The organism is Planobispora rosea, assembly GCF_014648175.1.
GTDB lineage: Bacteria > Actinomycetota > Actinomycetes > Streptosporangiales > Streptosporangiaceae > Planobispora > Planobispora rosea.
Map to the genome: position 1 here is coordinate 74,457 of NZ_BMQP01000033.1, position 14,719 is coordinate 89,175.

Consider the following 14,719-nt stretch of genomic DNA (forward strand, 5'->3'; position numbering starts at 1 on the left):
CGGTCGGCATCACCGCACGGCCAGGCGTCACCCCCCGAGGCGTACGGCCGGGCGTCACTCGCCGAGGCGGTCGGCGACCTCCAGCCACTCGGCCTCGACGGACTCCTTCTCCGCCTGCACCGCCTTGAGGTCGGCGTCCAGCTCGGCCAGGCGGCCGTAGTCGGCGGCGGCGTCGGCCATGGAGGCGTGGATCCTGACCTCCCGGTCGCCCAGCTTGTCGAGCTGGCGCTCCAGCCGGGAGAGCTCCTTGCGGAGCTCGCGCTCCTCCTTGGCCGACAGCCCACTCCCGGCGGCCGGAGCCGTACCGGCGCCCCCGGAGACCGCAGCGGTCGCCGAGGTCGCCGAGGTCACCGAATCCGCGGAGCCCGTCGCCGCCCGGGCCGACAGCGCCCCGCCGGACGCGCGCCGCTGGAGGTACTCGTCCACCCCACCGGGGAGCATCGACAACCTGCCGTCGCCCAGCAGCGCCACGCAGCGGTCGGCCACCCGCTCCAGGAAGTAGCGGTCGTGGCTGACCACGATCAGCGTGCCCGGCCAGCCGTCGAGCAGGTCCTCCAGCTCGTTCAGCGTCTCGATGTCGAGGTCGTTGGTCGGCTCGTCGAGCAGCAGCACGTTCGGGTCGTCCATGAGCAGCCGGAGCAGCTGCAGGCGGCGGCGCTCGCCGCCCGACAGGTCGCCGACGACCTTCCACTGCGCCTCGCCCTTGAAGCCGAGGCGCTCCAGCAGCTGGGAGGCGGTCCACTCCTTCTTGCCGACCTGGATGAACTTGCGGATCTCCTCGACCGTCTCCAGCACCCGGCGGGCGGGGTCCAGCTCGGCCAGTTCCTGCGACAGGTGCGCCAGGCGGACCGTCTTGCCCCGCACGACCCTGCCCGAGTCGGGCTCGACGGTCCCGGCCAGCAGGCGCAGCACCGAGGACTTGCCGGAGCCGTTCACGCCGATCAGGCCGATCCGGTCACCGGGGCCGAACTGCCAGGTGCAGCGGTCCAGGACCTGCGGGCCCGCGCCGGGACCGCCGGCGTGCAGGGTCACGTCTTCGAGGTCGTAGACCGTACGGCCCAGCCGGGCGGTGGCGAACTTGACCAGCTCGACGCTCTCGCGGGGCGGCGGCTCGTCGGCGATCAGGGCCTGGGCCGCCTCGATCCGGAACTTGGGCTTGGAGGTGCGGGCGGGCGGGCCGCGCCGGAGCCAGGCGATCTCCTTGCGCATCAGGTTCTGGCGGCGGGCCTCGGAGGCCGCGGCGATCCGGGCGCGCTCGGCCTTGGCCAGCACGTAGGCGGCGTAACCGCCCTCGTAGCGCTCGACCGCGCCGTCCACGACCTCCCAGGTGCGGGTGGAGACCGCGTCCAGGAACCACCGGTCGTGGGTGACGACCAGCAGCGCGCTCTTGCGCGCCGACAGGTGCCGGGCCAGCCAGTCGATGGCCTCGATGTCGAGGTGGTTGGTGGGCTCGTCGAGGATGATCAGGTCGTGCTCGCCGATGAGCAGCCGGGCCAGGGCCGTACGGCGGCGCTCCCCGCCCGACAGACTCCCGGCCGGGGCCGACAGGTCGATGTCGCCGAGCAGGTTGGCGAGGATCTCGCGGATGCCCGCGTCGCCGGCCCACTCGTGCTCGGACCTGCCGGCGAGGACGATGTCCCGCACCGCGCGCGCCGGATCCAGGTCGTCGCCCTGGGACAGCACGCCGACGTGCAGGCCCCGGTTGTGCGTGACCCGCCCGGAGTCGGGCCTGAGGTTGCCGGCGATCACCGAGATCAGCGTCGTCTTGCCGCCGCCGTTGCGGCCCACCACTCCGATCCGGTCGCCCGCCTCGATGCCGAGGGAGACGTCCTTCAGCAGCGGCTTGGGGCCGTAGGAGTGGGAGACGGACTCAAGATTGACCAGATTCATCGTGCGACAAGGGTATCCGCTGCGCGCGGCCCGGCGGCCCCTGGACGACCGTGGGCCCGGGGACGGGGCCGTGGGCGGTCAGGACGTCGCGGGCGACGTTCTCGGTCTTCAGCGCGGCGGCCAGCGTCTCGGCGTGCGCCTCGGACTCGGCCAGGAAGGCGCAGGTCGGGCCGGAGCCGGAGACGATGGCGCCCAGGGCGCCGTGCGCGCGACCGGCCTGCAGGGTGCGGGCCAGGGAACCGCGCAGTGACAGGGCGGCCGGCTGCAGGTCGTTGGTGAGCTCGGCGCCGAGCGCCCTCGCGTCGCCGACGCGGAGCGCGGCCAGCAGCGGCTCGGCGGCCCGGGGGTGACCGACCGGTTCCCCGCCCTCCTGGCGGATGCGGTCGCACTCGCCGTACACCTTCGCCGTGGACAGGCCTCCGTCGGCCAGGGCGAAGACCCAGTGGAACGTTCCGCCGACCTCCAGCGGGGCCAGCCGCTCGCCCCGGCCGGTGCCCACGGCGGTCCCGCCCAGCAGCGCGAACGGGACGTCGCTGCCGAGGTCGGAGGCGATCTCCATGAGGTCCTCCAGCGGCAGGCCGAGACCCCACAGCTCGTTGCAGGCGACCAGGGCCGCGGCCGCGTCGGCGCTGCCGCCCGCCATGCCGCCCGCCACCGGGATCGCCTTGCGGATGGCCAGGCTCACCCCGTAGGAGCGGCCGGCGTGCCGGGCCAGCGCGACGGCGGCCTGGATGGCGAGGTTGTCGCCGTCCTCGGGCACCTGGTCGGCGGACTCGCCCTCGACCCGGACGCTCATCCCGGTCTCCGCGACGGCCGTCACCTCATCGAAGATCGAGACGGCGTGGAAGACGTTCACCAGGTCGTGGTAGCCGTCGTCGCGGAGCGGGCCCACCGCAAGCTGCAGGTTGACCTTGGCGGGAACGCGGACGGTCACGGAGTTCATGCGTCCCCCTCGGCACGCTCGCTAGTCACGGTCTCCGATCGTAACGGGACCGCTCTGACATCAACGCCAACAGATCGACAAATCCCATCATCAACAGCGCGCGGCTACGGGCGGTTCTCCGCGATCCGGGCGAAGTCCTCGACCGTGAGCTGCTCGCCGCGCGCCGAGGGGTCGACGCCGGCCGCGCGCAGGGCCCGCTCGGCGGCGGCGGCCGTACCGGCCCAGGAGGCCAGGGCGGCGCGCAGGGTCTTGCGGCGCTGGGCGAAGGCGGCGTCCACCACCGCGAAGACCTCCTCGCGGGCGGCCCCGGTGGCCGGGGGCTCGCGGCGGGTCATCGCGACGAGGCCGGAGTCCACGTTGGGCACCGGCCAGAAGACCGTGCGGCCGACGGGACCGGCGCGGCGGACGTCGGCGTACCACGCCGCCTTGACCGAGGGCACACCGTAGATCTTCGAGCCCGGTGCGGCGGCCAGCCGGTCGGCGACCTCGGACTGGACCATGACCAGGATGTTCCGGAGCGAGGGCAGCGTCTCCAGCAGGTGCAGCACGACCGGCACCGAGACGTTGTAGGGCAGGTTGGCCACCAGCGCGGTCGGCCTGTCCGCGGGCAGCTGCCCCGGCTGGACGCGCATGGCGTCGGCGAGCACCACGGTGAGCCGGTCGGCCAGGCCGGGGGCGCGCTCGGCGACGGTCAGCGGGAGCTGCGCGGCGAGGACCGGGTCGATCTCCACCGCCACCACCGCGCGGACCTCGGGGAGCAGCGCCAGGGTGAGCGAGCCCAGGCCGGGGCCGACCTCGATGACCACGTCGTCGGGGTGGAGCCCGGCGGTCCGGACGATCCGGCGGACCGTGCCGCCGTCGATCACGAAGTTCTGGCCGAGCTTCTTCGTCGGCCGGATATCCAGTCTCTCCGCCAAATTACGTATTTCCACGGGCCCGAGAAGGCTCATGCTGGTTCCCCGCCCCGTGGTCCGGTGCCGGCCCCGGCCGCGCTACCGCGCCCGCGGGCCCGCCCGTCCTGCTCGATCACGTTCTTTTCCCCACTCGCCACGACATCCAACAAGTTTCGCGCATCGAACACGATGCGGCGACGCATGATGAAGACGAAAGGCCGCGTTGTGGATACGGTTACCCCACGGGGGATGGCCACAGGAGAAGGGGAGCTCCCCCGTGAGCACTACGTGAACCAGCCCGGTGTCGGGGGACTGCGCGCCGGCGATCCCGAGCAGATCGGCCCGTACCGCCTGCTCGGGCGGCTCGGCGAGGGCGGCATGGGCACCGTCTACCTCGCGCTGGCGCCGACCGGGCGGCCGGTCGCGGTCAAGGTCGTCAAGGCGGAGTTCGCGATCGAGGAGGGGTTCGCCGCGCGCTTCCACGCGGAGGTGGACAACGCCCGGCGGGTGGCCTCCTTCTGCACCGCCCAGGTGCTCGACAACGGCAACGCCGGGGACGGCCGGCCGTACATGGTGACCGAGTACATCGCGGGCACCCCGCTGTCCCGGCAGATCACCGAGCACGGCGCGCTCGAACCCGGGCCGCTGCACGGCGTCGCGCTCGGGGTGGCCGCCGCGCTGGCCGCCATCCACGTGGCCGGGCTGGTCCACCGCGACCTCAAGCCCGCCAACGTGATCCTGTCCATGTCGGGCCCCCGGGTGATCGATTTCGGCATCGCCCGCGCGCTGGACGCCACCTCCGGGTTCACCAAGTCGGGCGAGGTGCTCGGCAGTCCCGGCTGGTGGGCCCCCGAGCAGGTACGCGGCCAGGAGATCACCCCGGCGGCCGACGTGTTCGCCTGGGGCTGCCTGGTGGCCTACGCGGGCAACGGCCGCCACCCCTACGGCCGGGGCGACATGATCACCATGGCCACCCGGCTGCTCAACAGCCCGCCCGATCTCGGCGCGCTCCCGGCTCCGCTGAACGACCTGGTCCGCCGGGCCACCACGATGGACCCCTACCAGCGGCCGACCGCCCAGGACCTGCTGATCGCCCTGGTCGGCGGCGGGATCGCGGCCCCGGCGCCGGGCCCGGCCGCCGGTCGGCCCGCGCCCACGCTGATCGCCACCGACCTGCTCACCGAGTCGTGGGATCCCCCGCCCAACGTCGAGCCCGACTCCACCCAGACGCTCGGCGTCATCGGCTCACTCGGCACCGAGACCACCCCGCCGCCGTATCCCTGGACGACCGGGCCGTCCTCCCTGCCGCCGAGGCCGCCCGCCGCTCCCGCCGGGACGGGCCCGTCCCGTACCGCGCCCCCGGCCACCCCGGAACCGGCTCCCTCCCCCGGGCAGCCCGGCCCCGCCCCGCGGGAGTCCTCCTCCCCGCACGGGACCCCCGAGCCGCCCCGGAACCGGCGGCGGTTGGTCATCGCCGCCCTGGCCGCCCTGGCCGCGCTGGCGGTGACCGCGGTCGTGCTGGTCAACGCCGTCGGCGGGACCGCCGGGACCGGTACGACCGGCCGGCAGACACCCGCGGCGGGAACCACCGCCGCCACGGACATCGGCCGCCGTATCGCCCTGGACTCCCCCTTCACCGGCCCGCAACTCGTCATCCCCCGGGCCCCGGCCTGCGGCCTGACCTCCTACCGGGGCGCGAGCCCGGAGAACGGCCGGTTCTGCGTGGTCCGCTGGGTCCTGCTCAACACCGGCGGGGAGCCGGTCCCGCTCGGCGGCCCCCCGCCGGTCCTGGTGGACGACCGGGGCACCGCGCACGCCCCCGGGCCGCTCACCTCCGGCCTGCCCGACACGCTGATCCCGGGAGGGAAGGTGGACGGCGACCTCGTCTACGACCTGCAGCCGGCCCGCAACCCGGCCACGCTCACCGTCCAGCTGACCGAGGGCGGCAAGAAGATCGAGGTGAAGCTGTCGTGAGGGTCCTTCCCCCCCTGCTCCTCGCCGCGGCGCTGCCCCTGCTGTCCATGCTGCCCGCCGCCGCGAACGCCGCCGTGGCCGCTCCCGTGGTCATCACCTCCCCTGACCCCTGCGCCGCGGCGGGCGCGAGCGACTTCGACGGCGACGGGGTGGACGACGCCGTGGTCGGCGACCCGCTCGCGGACGCGGCGGGCAACGACGGCGCGGGAGCGGTGCACGTGCTGTCCGGCCGGGGCGGGAAGGGGATCACCGTGACGGCCTCCGAACCCGCGGCGGGGGACGGCTTCGGGTGGTCGGTGAAGCTGACCCACCTCGACGCCGACCGCTGCGCCGACCTGCTGGTCGGCGCGCCGTACACGGACGTGTCGGGTCAGGAGGACGCCGGCGCGGTCTACGCGGTGTACGGCGGGGCGCCGCGCGGTCTCACCCGCCTGACCGCCCGGGAGCCGGAGGCCGACGCCCACTTCGGCTGGTCCCTGGCGGCGCGCGGCCCCGTGGTCGCGGTGGGGGCGCCGCACGAGAACGCCGACGGGGTGGACGACTCCGGCGCGGTCCATCTGTTCGAGGCCCGCGAGCTCGGCGACGCCCGGCGGATCTCCCAGAACACCGACGGGGTCACCGGCAACGGCGAGGTCGGCGACATGTTCGGCTGGGCGGTGGAGCTGGGTGAGCTGGGCGGGGACGCGGGCGAGGTCGATCTCGCCGTCGGCCTGCCGCACGAGAACGACGACGGGACGGGTGTGCAGGTCGACGAGGGGAACCTCGACTCGGGCGCGATCGGGATCCTGTTCGACGTACGGAAGAACCGGGGGGAGCAGGTCAGCAAGAAGTGGGACCTGCGCGAGGTCGCGAAGGCCGAGGCCGGTGACCGGTTCGGTTACGCCCTGGCCTACGGCCGGGAGGGCGGCACGGGCTATCTGGCGGTGGGCGCGCCGCTCGGCGACGGCGGCTCGGTGAAGGACTCCGGGCTGGTCCACCTGTTCAGGGCGGCCGAGGACGCGGAGATCGCCCCGATGACGACGTTCAGCCAGAAGGACGGGGTTCCGGGCGAGGGGTACGGCTTCGCGCTGGCGTTCTCCGAGGGCGGAGGGCTGCGGCTGGCGGTGGGCGCCCCGTTCGCCGGACCGGACCGCCGCGGCGCCGTGAGCCTGGTCCCGGTGGGAGCCCCCGACCAGGTCCGGCTGGTGAGCGGGAGCGGCCCCGGCGAGCGTTTCGGCTGGTCGGTGGCTGCCAGCGGGAACAAGCTGGTCGTCGGGGCCCCCGACCGCGGAGCCTCGGGAGGCGTGGCGCTGCTGGGCCGCAACGACGGCGCGGACACCCCGGTCGCCCCGGGAGCCGGGAACGTCCCGGCCCTCGACGGCGGCGTCTCGGTCGACTTCGGCGCGGCCACCGGCTGAGCCGTTCCGGGCACCGCCGGGCACCGGCGGATCAGCGGATCAGCGGCGCCCGGCGGTCATGGCCGGGCCGCGCTCACCAGGCGCCGAAGACGGTCTCCCCGTTGGCGCGGATCGCGGCGGCCAGTTCGCCGGGGTCCATGCCCTTGACCTCCGCCAGGCAGCGCACGACCAGCGGGATGAGGTAGGGCGCGTTCGGCTTGCCCCGGTGCGGGACCGGGGGGAGGTAGGGCGCGTCCGTCTCGACGAGGATCAGCTCCTTGGGGGCCACCTCGGCCGCCTCGCGGAGGTAGCCGGCGTTCTTGTAGGTGACCGGGCCGGAGAAGGACATGAAGTAGCCGGCGTCGGCGCACTTCTTGGCCATTTCGGCGTCGCCGGAGAAGCTGTGGAAGACCACGGCGTCCGGGGCCCCCTGGTCGGCGAGCACGCGCAGCACGTCGTCGTGGGCCTCCCGGTCGTGGATGACCAGGGCCTTGCCGGTCCGCTTGGCGATCTCGATGTGCGCCCGGAAGCTGGCGTGCTGGTCGTCCTTGGAAGCCCAGTCGCGGTAGTAGTCGAGCCCGGTCTCCCCCACGGCTCTGACCTGGGGCTCGCCCGCCAGTTCCTCGATCTCCGCCAGCACCTCCGGGGTGGCGGCGTGGGCCTCGTTGGGGTGGATCGCCACCCCGGCGTAGACGTCCGGGTGGATGCGGGCGACGTCGGTGTTCCACCGTGAGGAGGCCAGGTCGTAGCCGATCGTGATCAGCCGGGTCACCCCGACCGCCCGGGCCTCCTCGACGATCCGCTCCACGCTCGCCTCGGCCGCCTGCGCGGCCTGGGCGACGGGATCGCCGGATGACGCCTGGCGGTTGCCCACCATGATGTCGAGGTGGCAGTGGCTGTCGAAGACATCGCCGGTCAACGGCTCCGGCGCGGCTGGCATGCTGGTCACACCGCCAAACCTACCGCCAGACGGGCGGCGGGCGTCCTGAGAGCGTCCCTCCGGGGAACGTGAGAGCCTGCCGCCGCACGGAGATCACAAGATCACTTCATGGAAGTGATCACGTCACCCGCCGATTTTCACAGGTCGGCCGGGCGAGCGTGACCCCACAGGGCCGACACCGGCAGCGAGAGGATCCGGTCTCCGTAGGAGAGCGCCTGCTCCCCCAGATGGAGGACCACTCCGGCGACGAACCGGTCTCCCAGCTTCTCCCTCAGCCACACCAGATGTCTGGCCGCTCCCAGTCCGGGCGAGACACTGGCCTTCACCTCGATGGCGACCACCTCACCGCGGGGACTCTCCAGAACGATGTCCACCTCGTGGTCGTTGCTGTCCCTGTAGAAGTACAGGCCGACACGGCTCAGACTCATGGCCTTGAGTTTGGTCAGCTCCGCCACCACGAAGGTCTCGAGCAGTCCTCCCAGCGCCCTGTGTCCGGGGGTGCGCAGCTTGGCACGTGTCACGGAGAGAAGCTGGGTGGCCAGTCCCGAGTCGGTGATGTACGTGCGCGGGGTCTTGGCCGCCCGGGTGTTCAGATTCGTCGCCCACCCCTGAAGGTCGTTGGTGAGGAACACCATGTTCAGGTAGCCCAGATAGTTACGCACGGTCTCCCGTCCCAGATCGGCGTCGCGGGCCAGGTCCGCCAGGACGGCGGGGCTCCCGGCCCGCGCAGCGATCAGCGCGAGAAGCCTGGAAAGACCTCCGACGTGGTGCACCTGCGCGAAGTCAGTGATGTCGCGGTTGAGGATCGTCGACGCGTACCCCTCGTACCATCTGGACCTCGCGAGGTCCGACTTGAGCAGGACCGTCTCCGGGTAGCCGCCCCGGATGATCGCTTCAAGGTAGTCCTCGCGACTCCATTCCGATCGCGCCCCGATCAGCGACTGCGGTTCCTCGAAGACCCGCTCGATGAAGTCGATCGGCCCTGACACCCGCTCGGACAGCGACAGGGGCCACAGGTCGAGGAAGCCGGCGCGTCCCGCCAACGACTCGGAGAGCGTGGGGATGGTGAGGAACTTACTGGACCCCGAGAGGATGAACTGACCACGGTCCCGGCTCTGGTCCACGGCCATCTTGATGGCCCTCACGAGCCTGTCGCCGCCCCGCTGGATCTCATCGATGATGAGCGGCCGCGACCTTCCCCTGACGAAGGAGACCGGATCCTCCAACGCGGCGGCCAAGGTCTTCTCATCGTCCAACGTCACATACTGCCCGCCGCGTACGGCGTGGGCCTGTCGGAGGAGCGTGGTCTTCCCCGACTGCCGCGGCCCGTTGACGATGACGATCCGCAGCCCGGAGGCGAGCTCGTGCAGAAGAGGCTCGATCGCTCGGGGAATCAGTCGGCTCATGTGCTTACGGTAGCAAGGTGACGCTATGAAATTCATAGAGTCACAAGGCGATTTTCATAGGTCAACTCCATGAATACCACGAGGTCATTCGCCGTTTCCGCGGCCCAGAACATGAAAAACCGCCCGGACCTTGATGGTCCGGGCGGTTGATCGCAGTCGGCGTGTGTACGCAGAAGGGCGGCCGGGGCCGTACGGCTCTCGCGGGTTACTCGCCGAGGCGGGCGAGCTCCTCATCGACGATCTTGGGGTCGAGCTTGCGGAACAGCGGGGTCGGCGGGGCGAGCGGGGTGCCCGGCCGGATGGGGACGGGCTCCCAGCGGGCCTCGCCCTCGTAGGAGCCGGTGATGACCGGGTAGCTCCGCCCGCCCTCCCCGGTCTCCTCGGTGACCTCCTGCAGCTCCGGCATGCCCGACCAGACGCCGGTGCCGCCGAGCATCGAGTAGATCTTGTTGGAGGAGTTGGGCAGGAACGGCGTCAGCAGGGTCTTGGCGTCGTCGACCACCTGCAGGGCGACGTGCAGGATGGATCCGACGCGCGCCGGGTCGTCCTTGATCTTCCAGGGCTCCTGCTCGGCGAGATAGCGGTTGGCGTCGCGGACGACGTCGAACGCCTCGGTGACCGCGTTCTTGAACCGGGAGCGGGCCAGGTCCGCGCCGACGGGGGCGAAGGCGGCCCGTGACCGCTCCAGCAGCGCCCGGTCGGCGTCGGTCAGCTCGCCCGCCTCGGGGACGGCGCCGAAGTTCTTGGCGGCCATCGAGATCGAGCGGTTGACCAGGTTGCCCCAGGCGGCGACCAGCTCGCCGTTGTTGCGGTTGAGGAACTCCGACCAGGTGAAGTCGGTGTCCTGGTTCTCCGGCCCGGCCACCGCGATGTAGTAGCGCAGCGCGTCGGCGTCGTAGCGCTCCAGGAAGTCGCGCACGTAGATGACGACCTGACGGGAGGAGGAGAACTTGCGCCCCTCCATGGTCAGGAACTCGCTGGAGACCACCTCGGAGGGCAGGTTCAGTGCGCCGAGCGAACCCGGTGCGCCGTTCTTGGCGCCCTGGCCGTTGTAGCCGAGCAGCAGCGCGGGCCAGATCTCCGCGTGGAAGACGATGTTGTCCTTGCCCATGAAGTAGTAGCTGCGGGCCTCGGGGTTCTGCCACCACTGACGCCAGGCGTCCGGGTCGCCGGAGCGGCGGGCCCACTCGATGGAGGCGCTGAGGTAGCCGATGACCGCGTCGAACCAGACGTACAGCCGCTTGTTGGCCTGGTCGCTCCAGCCCTCCAGCGGGATCGGCACGCCCCAGTCGAGGTCACGGGTGATCGCCCGGGGGTGCATGTCGCCGAGCAGGTTGAGGGAGAACTTCAGCACGTTGGGCCGCCACTGGCCCTGCTTGGACTGCAGCCAGGTGCCGAGCACCTCGGCGAAGGCGGGCAGGTCGAGCATGAAGTGCTCGGTCTCCACGAAGACCGGCTTCTCGCCGTTGATCCGGCTGACCGGGTTGACCAGCTCGATCGGGTCGAGCTGGTTGCCGCAGTTGTCGCACTGGTCGCCGCGTGCGCCGTCGTACCCGCAGATCGGGCAGGTGCCCTCGATGTAGCGGTCGGGCAGGGTGCGGCCGGTGGACGGCGAGATCGCACCCATCGTGGTCTTGGGGAAGATGTATCCGTTGGCGTACAGGCCCTTGAAGATCTCCTGCGCCACGGCGTAGTGGTTGCCGGTCGTGGTCCGGGTGAACAGGTCATAGGAGAGCCCCAGGGCCGTGAGGTCTTCGGCGATCACCCGGTTGTAGCGGTCGGCGACCTCGCGGACGCCCAGGCCCTCCTTGTCGGCCTGCACCTGGATGGGCGTGCCGTGCTCGTCGGTCCCGGAGACCATCAGGACCTTGTTGCCCGCCATCCGCTGGTAGCGGCTGAAGACGTCGGAGGGCACGCCGAATCCGGAGACGTGCCCGATGTGGCGGGGGCCGTTGGCGTAGGGCCAGGCGACGGCGGTCAAGATGTGCTGGGACATGGGTCCAAGCCTAGTGCCGGTCGCCCGTGAATCTTGTGCCTACCCGTGACACGCCCCGGATCGCGGGTCAGGCGGTGCTGCTCTCCCGCTCCTCCGCGCCGTCCTCGTTCTCCCGGTTCTTCCGGGCCTGCGCGCTCTCGCGCTGCTCCCGGATCACGGCCTCGGCGGCCTCCTCCGCTACGGAGGCGGCCACGTCGATGGGCGTCTCGCGGGTACGGCGGATGCCCAGGATGCTGATGAACAGGGCGGCGAAGATGGTCTGGAAGCTCATGATCAGCGCTGTGGCCGAGGGGACGACGATGCGCAGCGACTCGGAGGGGATCAGCGGGCCGAAGCTGCGGGTCTGCCAGTGGACCAGCGAGGCGACCAGGCCGCCGATACCGGCCAGGGCCAGCAGGCCGCCGGCGATCAGGCCCTTCTCCAGGGAGACGATGTCCACGAGCTTGCGCACCCGCCGGTCTTCGGGCAGGAAGCCCTCCTCGGCGGCGTACACCTTGGTGAACAGGGCGAACAGCACCGCCTGGAAGCCGATCACCAGCATGGCCGACGCGCCGACCAGGGTGTCGACGTCGAAGCCGAGCTTGCCGATGTAGACCGGGCCGAAGGTCAGCGCGGTGCCCGCGACCAGGCCGAGGGTCATCATGACCAGGCCGGGGATGAAGAACAGCCAGCGCGGGCTGTACAGCATCAGGAAGCGCAGGTGGCGCCAGCCGTCACGCCAGGAGCGCAGGTGCGGCGGGCGGGAGCGGCCGTCGGGCGAGAGGGTGGTGGGCACCTCGCGCACGTCCAGCCCGGCCAGGGTCGAGCGGACGACCATCTCGCTGGCGAACTCCATGCCGCCGGTCTGCAGGCCCAGCCGGAGGATGGAGTCGCGGCGGAAGCCCCGCAGGCCGCAGTGGAAGTCACCGATGGCGCTGGGGAAGAACAACCGGCCGATGAAGGACAGCACCGGGTTGCCGAGGTAGCGGTGGAGCGGCGGCATCGCGCCCGGGGCGATGCCTCCCTTGAAGCGGTTGCCCATCACCAGGTCGGCGCCGTCGCGCAGCTGCTCCACGAACGGCAGCAGCGCGGTGAAGTCGTAGGAGTCGTCGGCGTCTCCCATGATGACGTACTTGCCGCGGGCGGCGCGGATGCCGCCCATGAGGGCGTTGCCGTACCCCTTGGCGTCGACGTGCACGACCCTGGCCCCGGCGTCCCGGGCGAGTTGCTGGGAGCCGTCGGTGCTGCCGTTGTCGGCGATCAGCACCTCTCCGTCGATCCCGTGCTCGCGCATGCAGGCCAGGGCCTTGCGCACGCAGGTCTCCACGGTCTCCGCCTCGTTGAGGCAGGGCATGACCACGGTCAGTTCCACGTCTCGAACCCTTCAGTCACAGCAGAGGCCAATCCCACCATGATGCCCTCTACCTCGCCGTGCCCGCGTCGTCTCGGCCAAACGGCTGGCATTCTGTAATGCATGGTGACCGTCGCGGATCGACCACGCCTGGACACGCCCCCGCCCGGAAGGAAGGCCCGGGTGCTGCTGTTCCTGTACCGCCACCGCGTGTTCGCGGCCGTTCTGGCCGCCGCCTTCCTGCTGCGCATGGTCGCCATGCTCGGGTACGGCCCGGCGCTGTGGTTCAACGACTCCTACGAGTACGTCTCGGGAGCGGTCTACCCCGACCGGCCCAGCGCCCTGCGCCCGAACGGCTACTCCTTCTGGCTGCTCCTGCTGCGCCCCTTCCACAGCTTCGCCCTGGTGGCCTTCACCCAGCACCTGATGGGGCTGGCCGTGGGAGGGCTGGTCTACGCGCTGCTGCGCGCGCGGTTCGGGCTGCCGGGCTGGGCGGCGACGCTGGCGGCGGTGCCGGTGCTGTTCGACGCCTACCAGATCCAGCTCGAACACATGATCATGTCCGACACGATGTTCACGCTGCTGGTCGTGGGGGTCGTCACGCTGGTGCTCTGGCACCGTACGGTGTCCTGGAAGCTGGGCGCGCTGATCGGGTTGCTGCTCGCGCTCACCGCGCTGACCCGGTCGATCGGGCTGCCGATCCTCGCGCTGGTCGTGGTCTACCTGATGGTCAAGCGGGCGGGGTGGAAGCCGATCATCGCCATGGTGACCGCGTGCGCCCTGCCGGTGGCCGGGTACATGGCCTGGTTCGCCTCGGCGCACGGCCCCTTCGCGATGACCAGCAGCGACGGCGCGATCCTCTACATGCGGACCTCCCTGTTCGCCGACTGCAACAAGATGGAGGTCGACAAGCGGGAGGAGCTGGAGCTGGCGCTGCTGTGCATCAGCGATCCTCCGGAGAAACGGCACTTCTCCGGGCAGAAGTACCTGTGGTGGGCGGAGAACGGCCAGCGTTTCCACGCCTTCGGGACGGGCCGCACGTTCACCCCGGCGATGAACCGGACCGCCGGGGACTTCGCCAAGCGCGCCATCCTCTCCCAGCCGGGCGACTACCTGGCGCTCGTGGCCGGCGACTTCTTCCGCACCTTCCACTGGGGCCGGCCGCGCTTCCCCGACGCCGCCACCTACCTGCAGTACGAGTTCCGGCCCACCGACAAGGTGCTCCCGTCGTGGCCCTCCCCCAAGGGCAGCACCACCGACCGCGACGCCCTCACCTACGATCCCAGCCTGCCGACCGTGCTGATCGACGAGAGGCCGCGGGTGGTCGGCACCGACGTGCACGACCCGTGGGCCGGTTTCATGCAGGGCTACCAGCAGATCATCCGGCTGCCGGGCATCGTGCTGGGCGTCCTGCTGCTGATCGGCCTGGCCGGGGTGGCCGCGCGCTGGCGCAAGCTGGGCGGGCCCGTCCTGCTGCCGTGGCTGGCCGCCTTCGGCCTCCTGCTGGCCCCGGCGGCGACCGCCGAGTTCGACTACCGCTACGTGCTGCCGGCGATCCCGCTGGCCTGCCTCGCCGCGGCGGTCTCGCTGCGGCACGGGGTCACCCTGCCGGGCCGGATCTCCCTGCCCCGCCGGGCCTCCCGGGTCAGACCCACCCCCGCAGCAACATCCGGCGCCACCACTCCTGGTAAGGGATGACCTCCCCGGTGAGCACCGGGTGGAGCCACCCGAAGTTGGCCAGCGCGAGCAGGGCGAAGGTGCCCGCCAGCGCGGCCCCGAGGGCCCTGCGGTTGGGCGGGGCGTCCGCCGGGCCGATGAGCAGCCCGGCGGCGAGCACGACGGCCAGGACCATGAACGGCACCAGCGGGACCGCGTAGAACAGGTACATGGTCCGGTTGTCGGCGATGGCGTAGTAGAACCAGGGCAGCCAGCCTACGGCGTAGGCCAGCAGCACCGCTCCGGCGCGCCAGT

10 protein-coding genes and 1 pseudogene are annotated in these 14,719 nt (G+C 71.7%); 3 read left to right on the forward strand and 8 right to left on the reverse strand.

Features of this window, described 5'->3' with window-relative positions; translation table 11 throughout:
* Positions 1–54: 54 nt before the first annotated feature.
* The 3 genes from IEZ08_RS27855 to rsmA form a co-directional block, all read right to left on the reverse strand.
* Positions 55–1,890, reverse strand: a complete 1,836-nt coding sequence (locus IEZ08_RS27855) for an ABC-F family ATP-binding cassette domain-containing protein (RefSeq protein ID WP_068927317.1) — start codon at positions 1,888–1,890, stop codon at positions 55–57.
* Positions 1,871–2,833 carry a 4-(cytidine 5'-diphospho)-2-C-methyl-D-erythritol kinase gene (locus tag IEZ08_RS27860; RefSeq protein ID WP_189243300.1) on the reverse strand — a complete coding sequence of 321 codons (963 nt, stop codon included), beginning with the start codon at positions 2,831–2,833 and terminating at the stop codon, positions 1,871–1,873. The genes IEZ08_RS27855 and IEZ08_RS27860 overlap by 20 nt, the downstream gene beginning before the upstream one ends.
* Positions 2,834–2,937: 104 nt before the next feature.
* Complete coding sequence (gene rsmA, locus IEZ08_RS27865; RefSeq protein ID WP_068927321.1) at positions 2,938–3,783, reverse strand: 16S rRNA (adenine(1518)-N(6)/adenine(1519)-N(6))-dimethyltransferase RsmA; 846 nt, start codon at positions 3,781–3,783, stop codon at positions 2,938–2,940.
* A 192-nt stretch (positions 3,784–3,975) separates the two neighbouring features.
* Here rsmA and IEZ08_RS39830 point away from each other — a divergent pair, with 192 nt between their 5' ends.
* Entirely contained in the window at positions 3,976–5,700 is a 1,725-nt protein-coding gene (locus IEZ08_RS39830) for a serine/threonine-protein kinase (RefSeq protein WP_203863510.1), read from the forward strand.
* Entirely contained in the window at positions 5,697–7,097 is a 1,401-nt protein-coding gene (locus tag IEZ08_RS27875; RefSeq protein WP_189243301.1) for a hypothetical protein, read from the forward strand. Before IEZ08_RS39830 ends, IEZ08_RS27875 begins: the two co-directional genes overlap by 4 nt.
* Positions 7,098–7,170: 73 nt before the next feature.
* Here IEZ08_RS27875 and IEZ08_RS27880 read toward each other — a convergent pair whose 3' ends face one another.
* The 4 genes from IEZ08_RS27880 to IEZ08_RS27895 form a co-directional block, all read right to left on the reverse strand.
* Positions 7,171–8,016, reverse strand: coding sequence for a TatD family hydrolase (locus IEZ08_RS27880; protein WP_068929201.1), 846 nt, complete (start codon positions 8,014–8,016; stop codon positions 7,171–7,173).
* A gap of 137 nt (positions 8,017–8,153) precedes the next feature.
* Entirely contained in the window at positions 8,154–9,422 is a 1,269-nt protein-coding gene (locus tag IEZ08_RS27885) for an ATP-binding protein (RefSeq protein WP_068927327.1), read from the reverse strand.
* Between the two features lie 205 nt (positions 9,423–9,627).
* Positions 9,628–11,418 carry a methionine--tRNA ligase gene (gene metG, locus IEZ08_RS27890; RefSeq protein ID WP_068927329.1) on the reverse strand — a complete coding sequence of 597 codons (1,791 nt, stop codon included), beginning with the start codon at positions 11,416–11,418 and terminating at the stop codon, positions 9,628–9,630.
* Positions 11,419–11,485: 67 nt separating this feature from the next.
* The gene (locus IEZ08_RS27895) at positions 11,486–12,769 is read right to left on the reverse strand and encodes a glycosyltransferase (protein WP_229803564.1); all 1,284 of its coding nucleotides are present in this window, start codon (positions 12,767–12,769) and stop codon (positions 11,486–11,488) included.
* A gap of 102 nt (positions 12,770–12,871) precedes the next feature.
* On the opposite strand from IEZ08_RS27895, the gene IEZ08_RS27900 reads away from it, so the two are divergent.
* On the forward strand, positions 12,872–14,446 hold the full coding sequence (locus IEZ08_RS27900; RefSeq protein ID WP_189243302.1) for a hypothetical protein: 1,575 nt from the start codon (positions 12,872–12,874) through the stop codon (positions 14,444–14,446).
* Here IEZ08_RS27900 and IEZ08_RS27905 read toward each other — a convergent pair.
* Positions 14,394–14,719, reverse strand: a pseudogene (locus tag IEZ08_RS27905) (phospholipid carrier-dependent glycosyltransferase); the annotation flags it as partial. The gene IEZ08_RS27900 and the pseudogene IEZ08_RS27905 overlap by 53 nt on opposite strands.

Excerpts from the sequence above, each read along its gene's own strand:
- IEZ08_RS27885 (WP_068927327.1), bottom strand. The coding sequence starts at position 9,422 with ATGAGCCGACTGATTCCCCGAGCGATCGAGCCTCTTCTGCACGAGCTC.
- rsmA (WP_068927321.1), bottom strand. The coding sequence starts at position 3,783 with ATGAGCCTTCTCGGGCCCGTGGAAATACGTAATTTGGCGGAGAGACTG.
- IEZ08_RS39830 (WP_203863510.1), top strand. The coding sequence starts at position 3,976 with ATGGCCACAGGAGAAGGGGAGCTCCCCCGTGAGCACTACGTGAACCAG.
- IEZ08_RS27900 (WP_189243302.1), top strand. The coding sequence starts at position 12,872 with ATGGTGACCGTCGCGGATCGACCACGCCTGGACACGCCCCCGCCCGGA.
- IEZ08_RS27880 (WP_068929201.1), bottom strand. The coding sequence starts at position 8,016 with ATGCCAGCCGCGCCGGAGCCGTTGACCGGCGATGTCTTCGACAGCCAC.
- IEZ08_RS27860 (WP_189243300.1), bottom strand. The coding sequence starts at position 2,833 with ATGAACTCCGTGACCGTCCGCGTTCCCGCCAAGGTCAACCTGCAGCTT.
- IEZ08_RS27855 (WP_068927317.1), bottom strand. The coding sequence starts at position 1,890 with ATGAATCTGGTCAATCTTGAGTCCGTCTCCCACTCCTACGGCCCCAAG.
- metG (WP_068927329.1), bottom strand. The coding sequence starts at position 11,418 with ATGTCCCAGCACATCTTGACCGCCGTCGCCTGGCCCTACGCCAACGGC.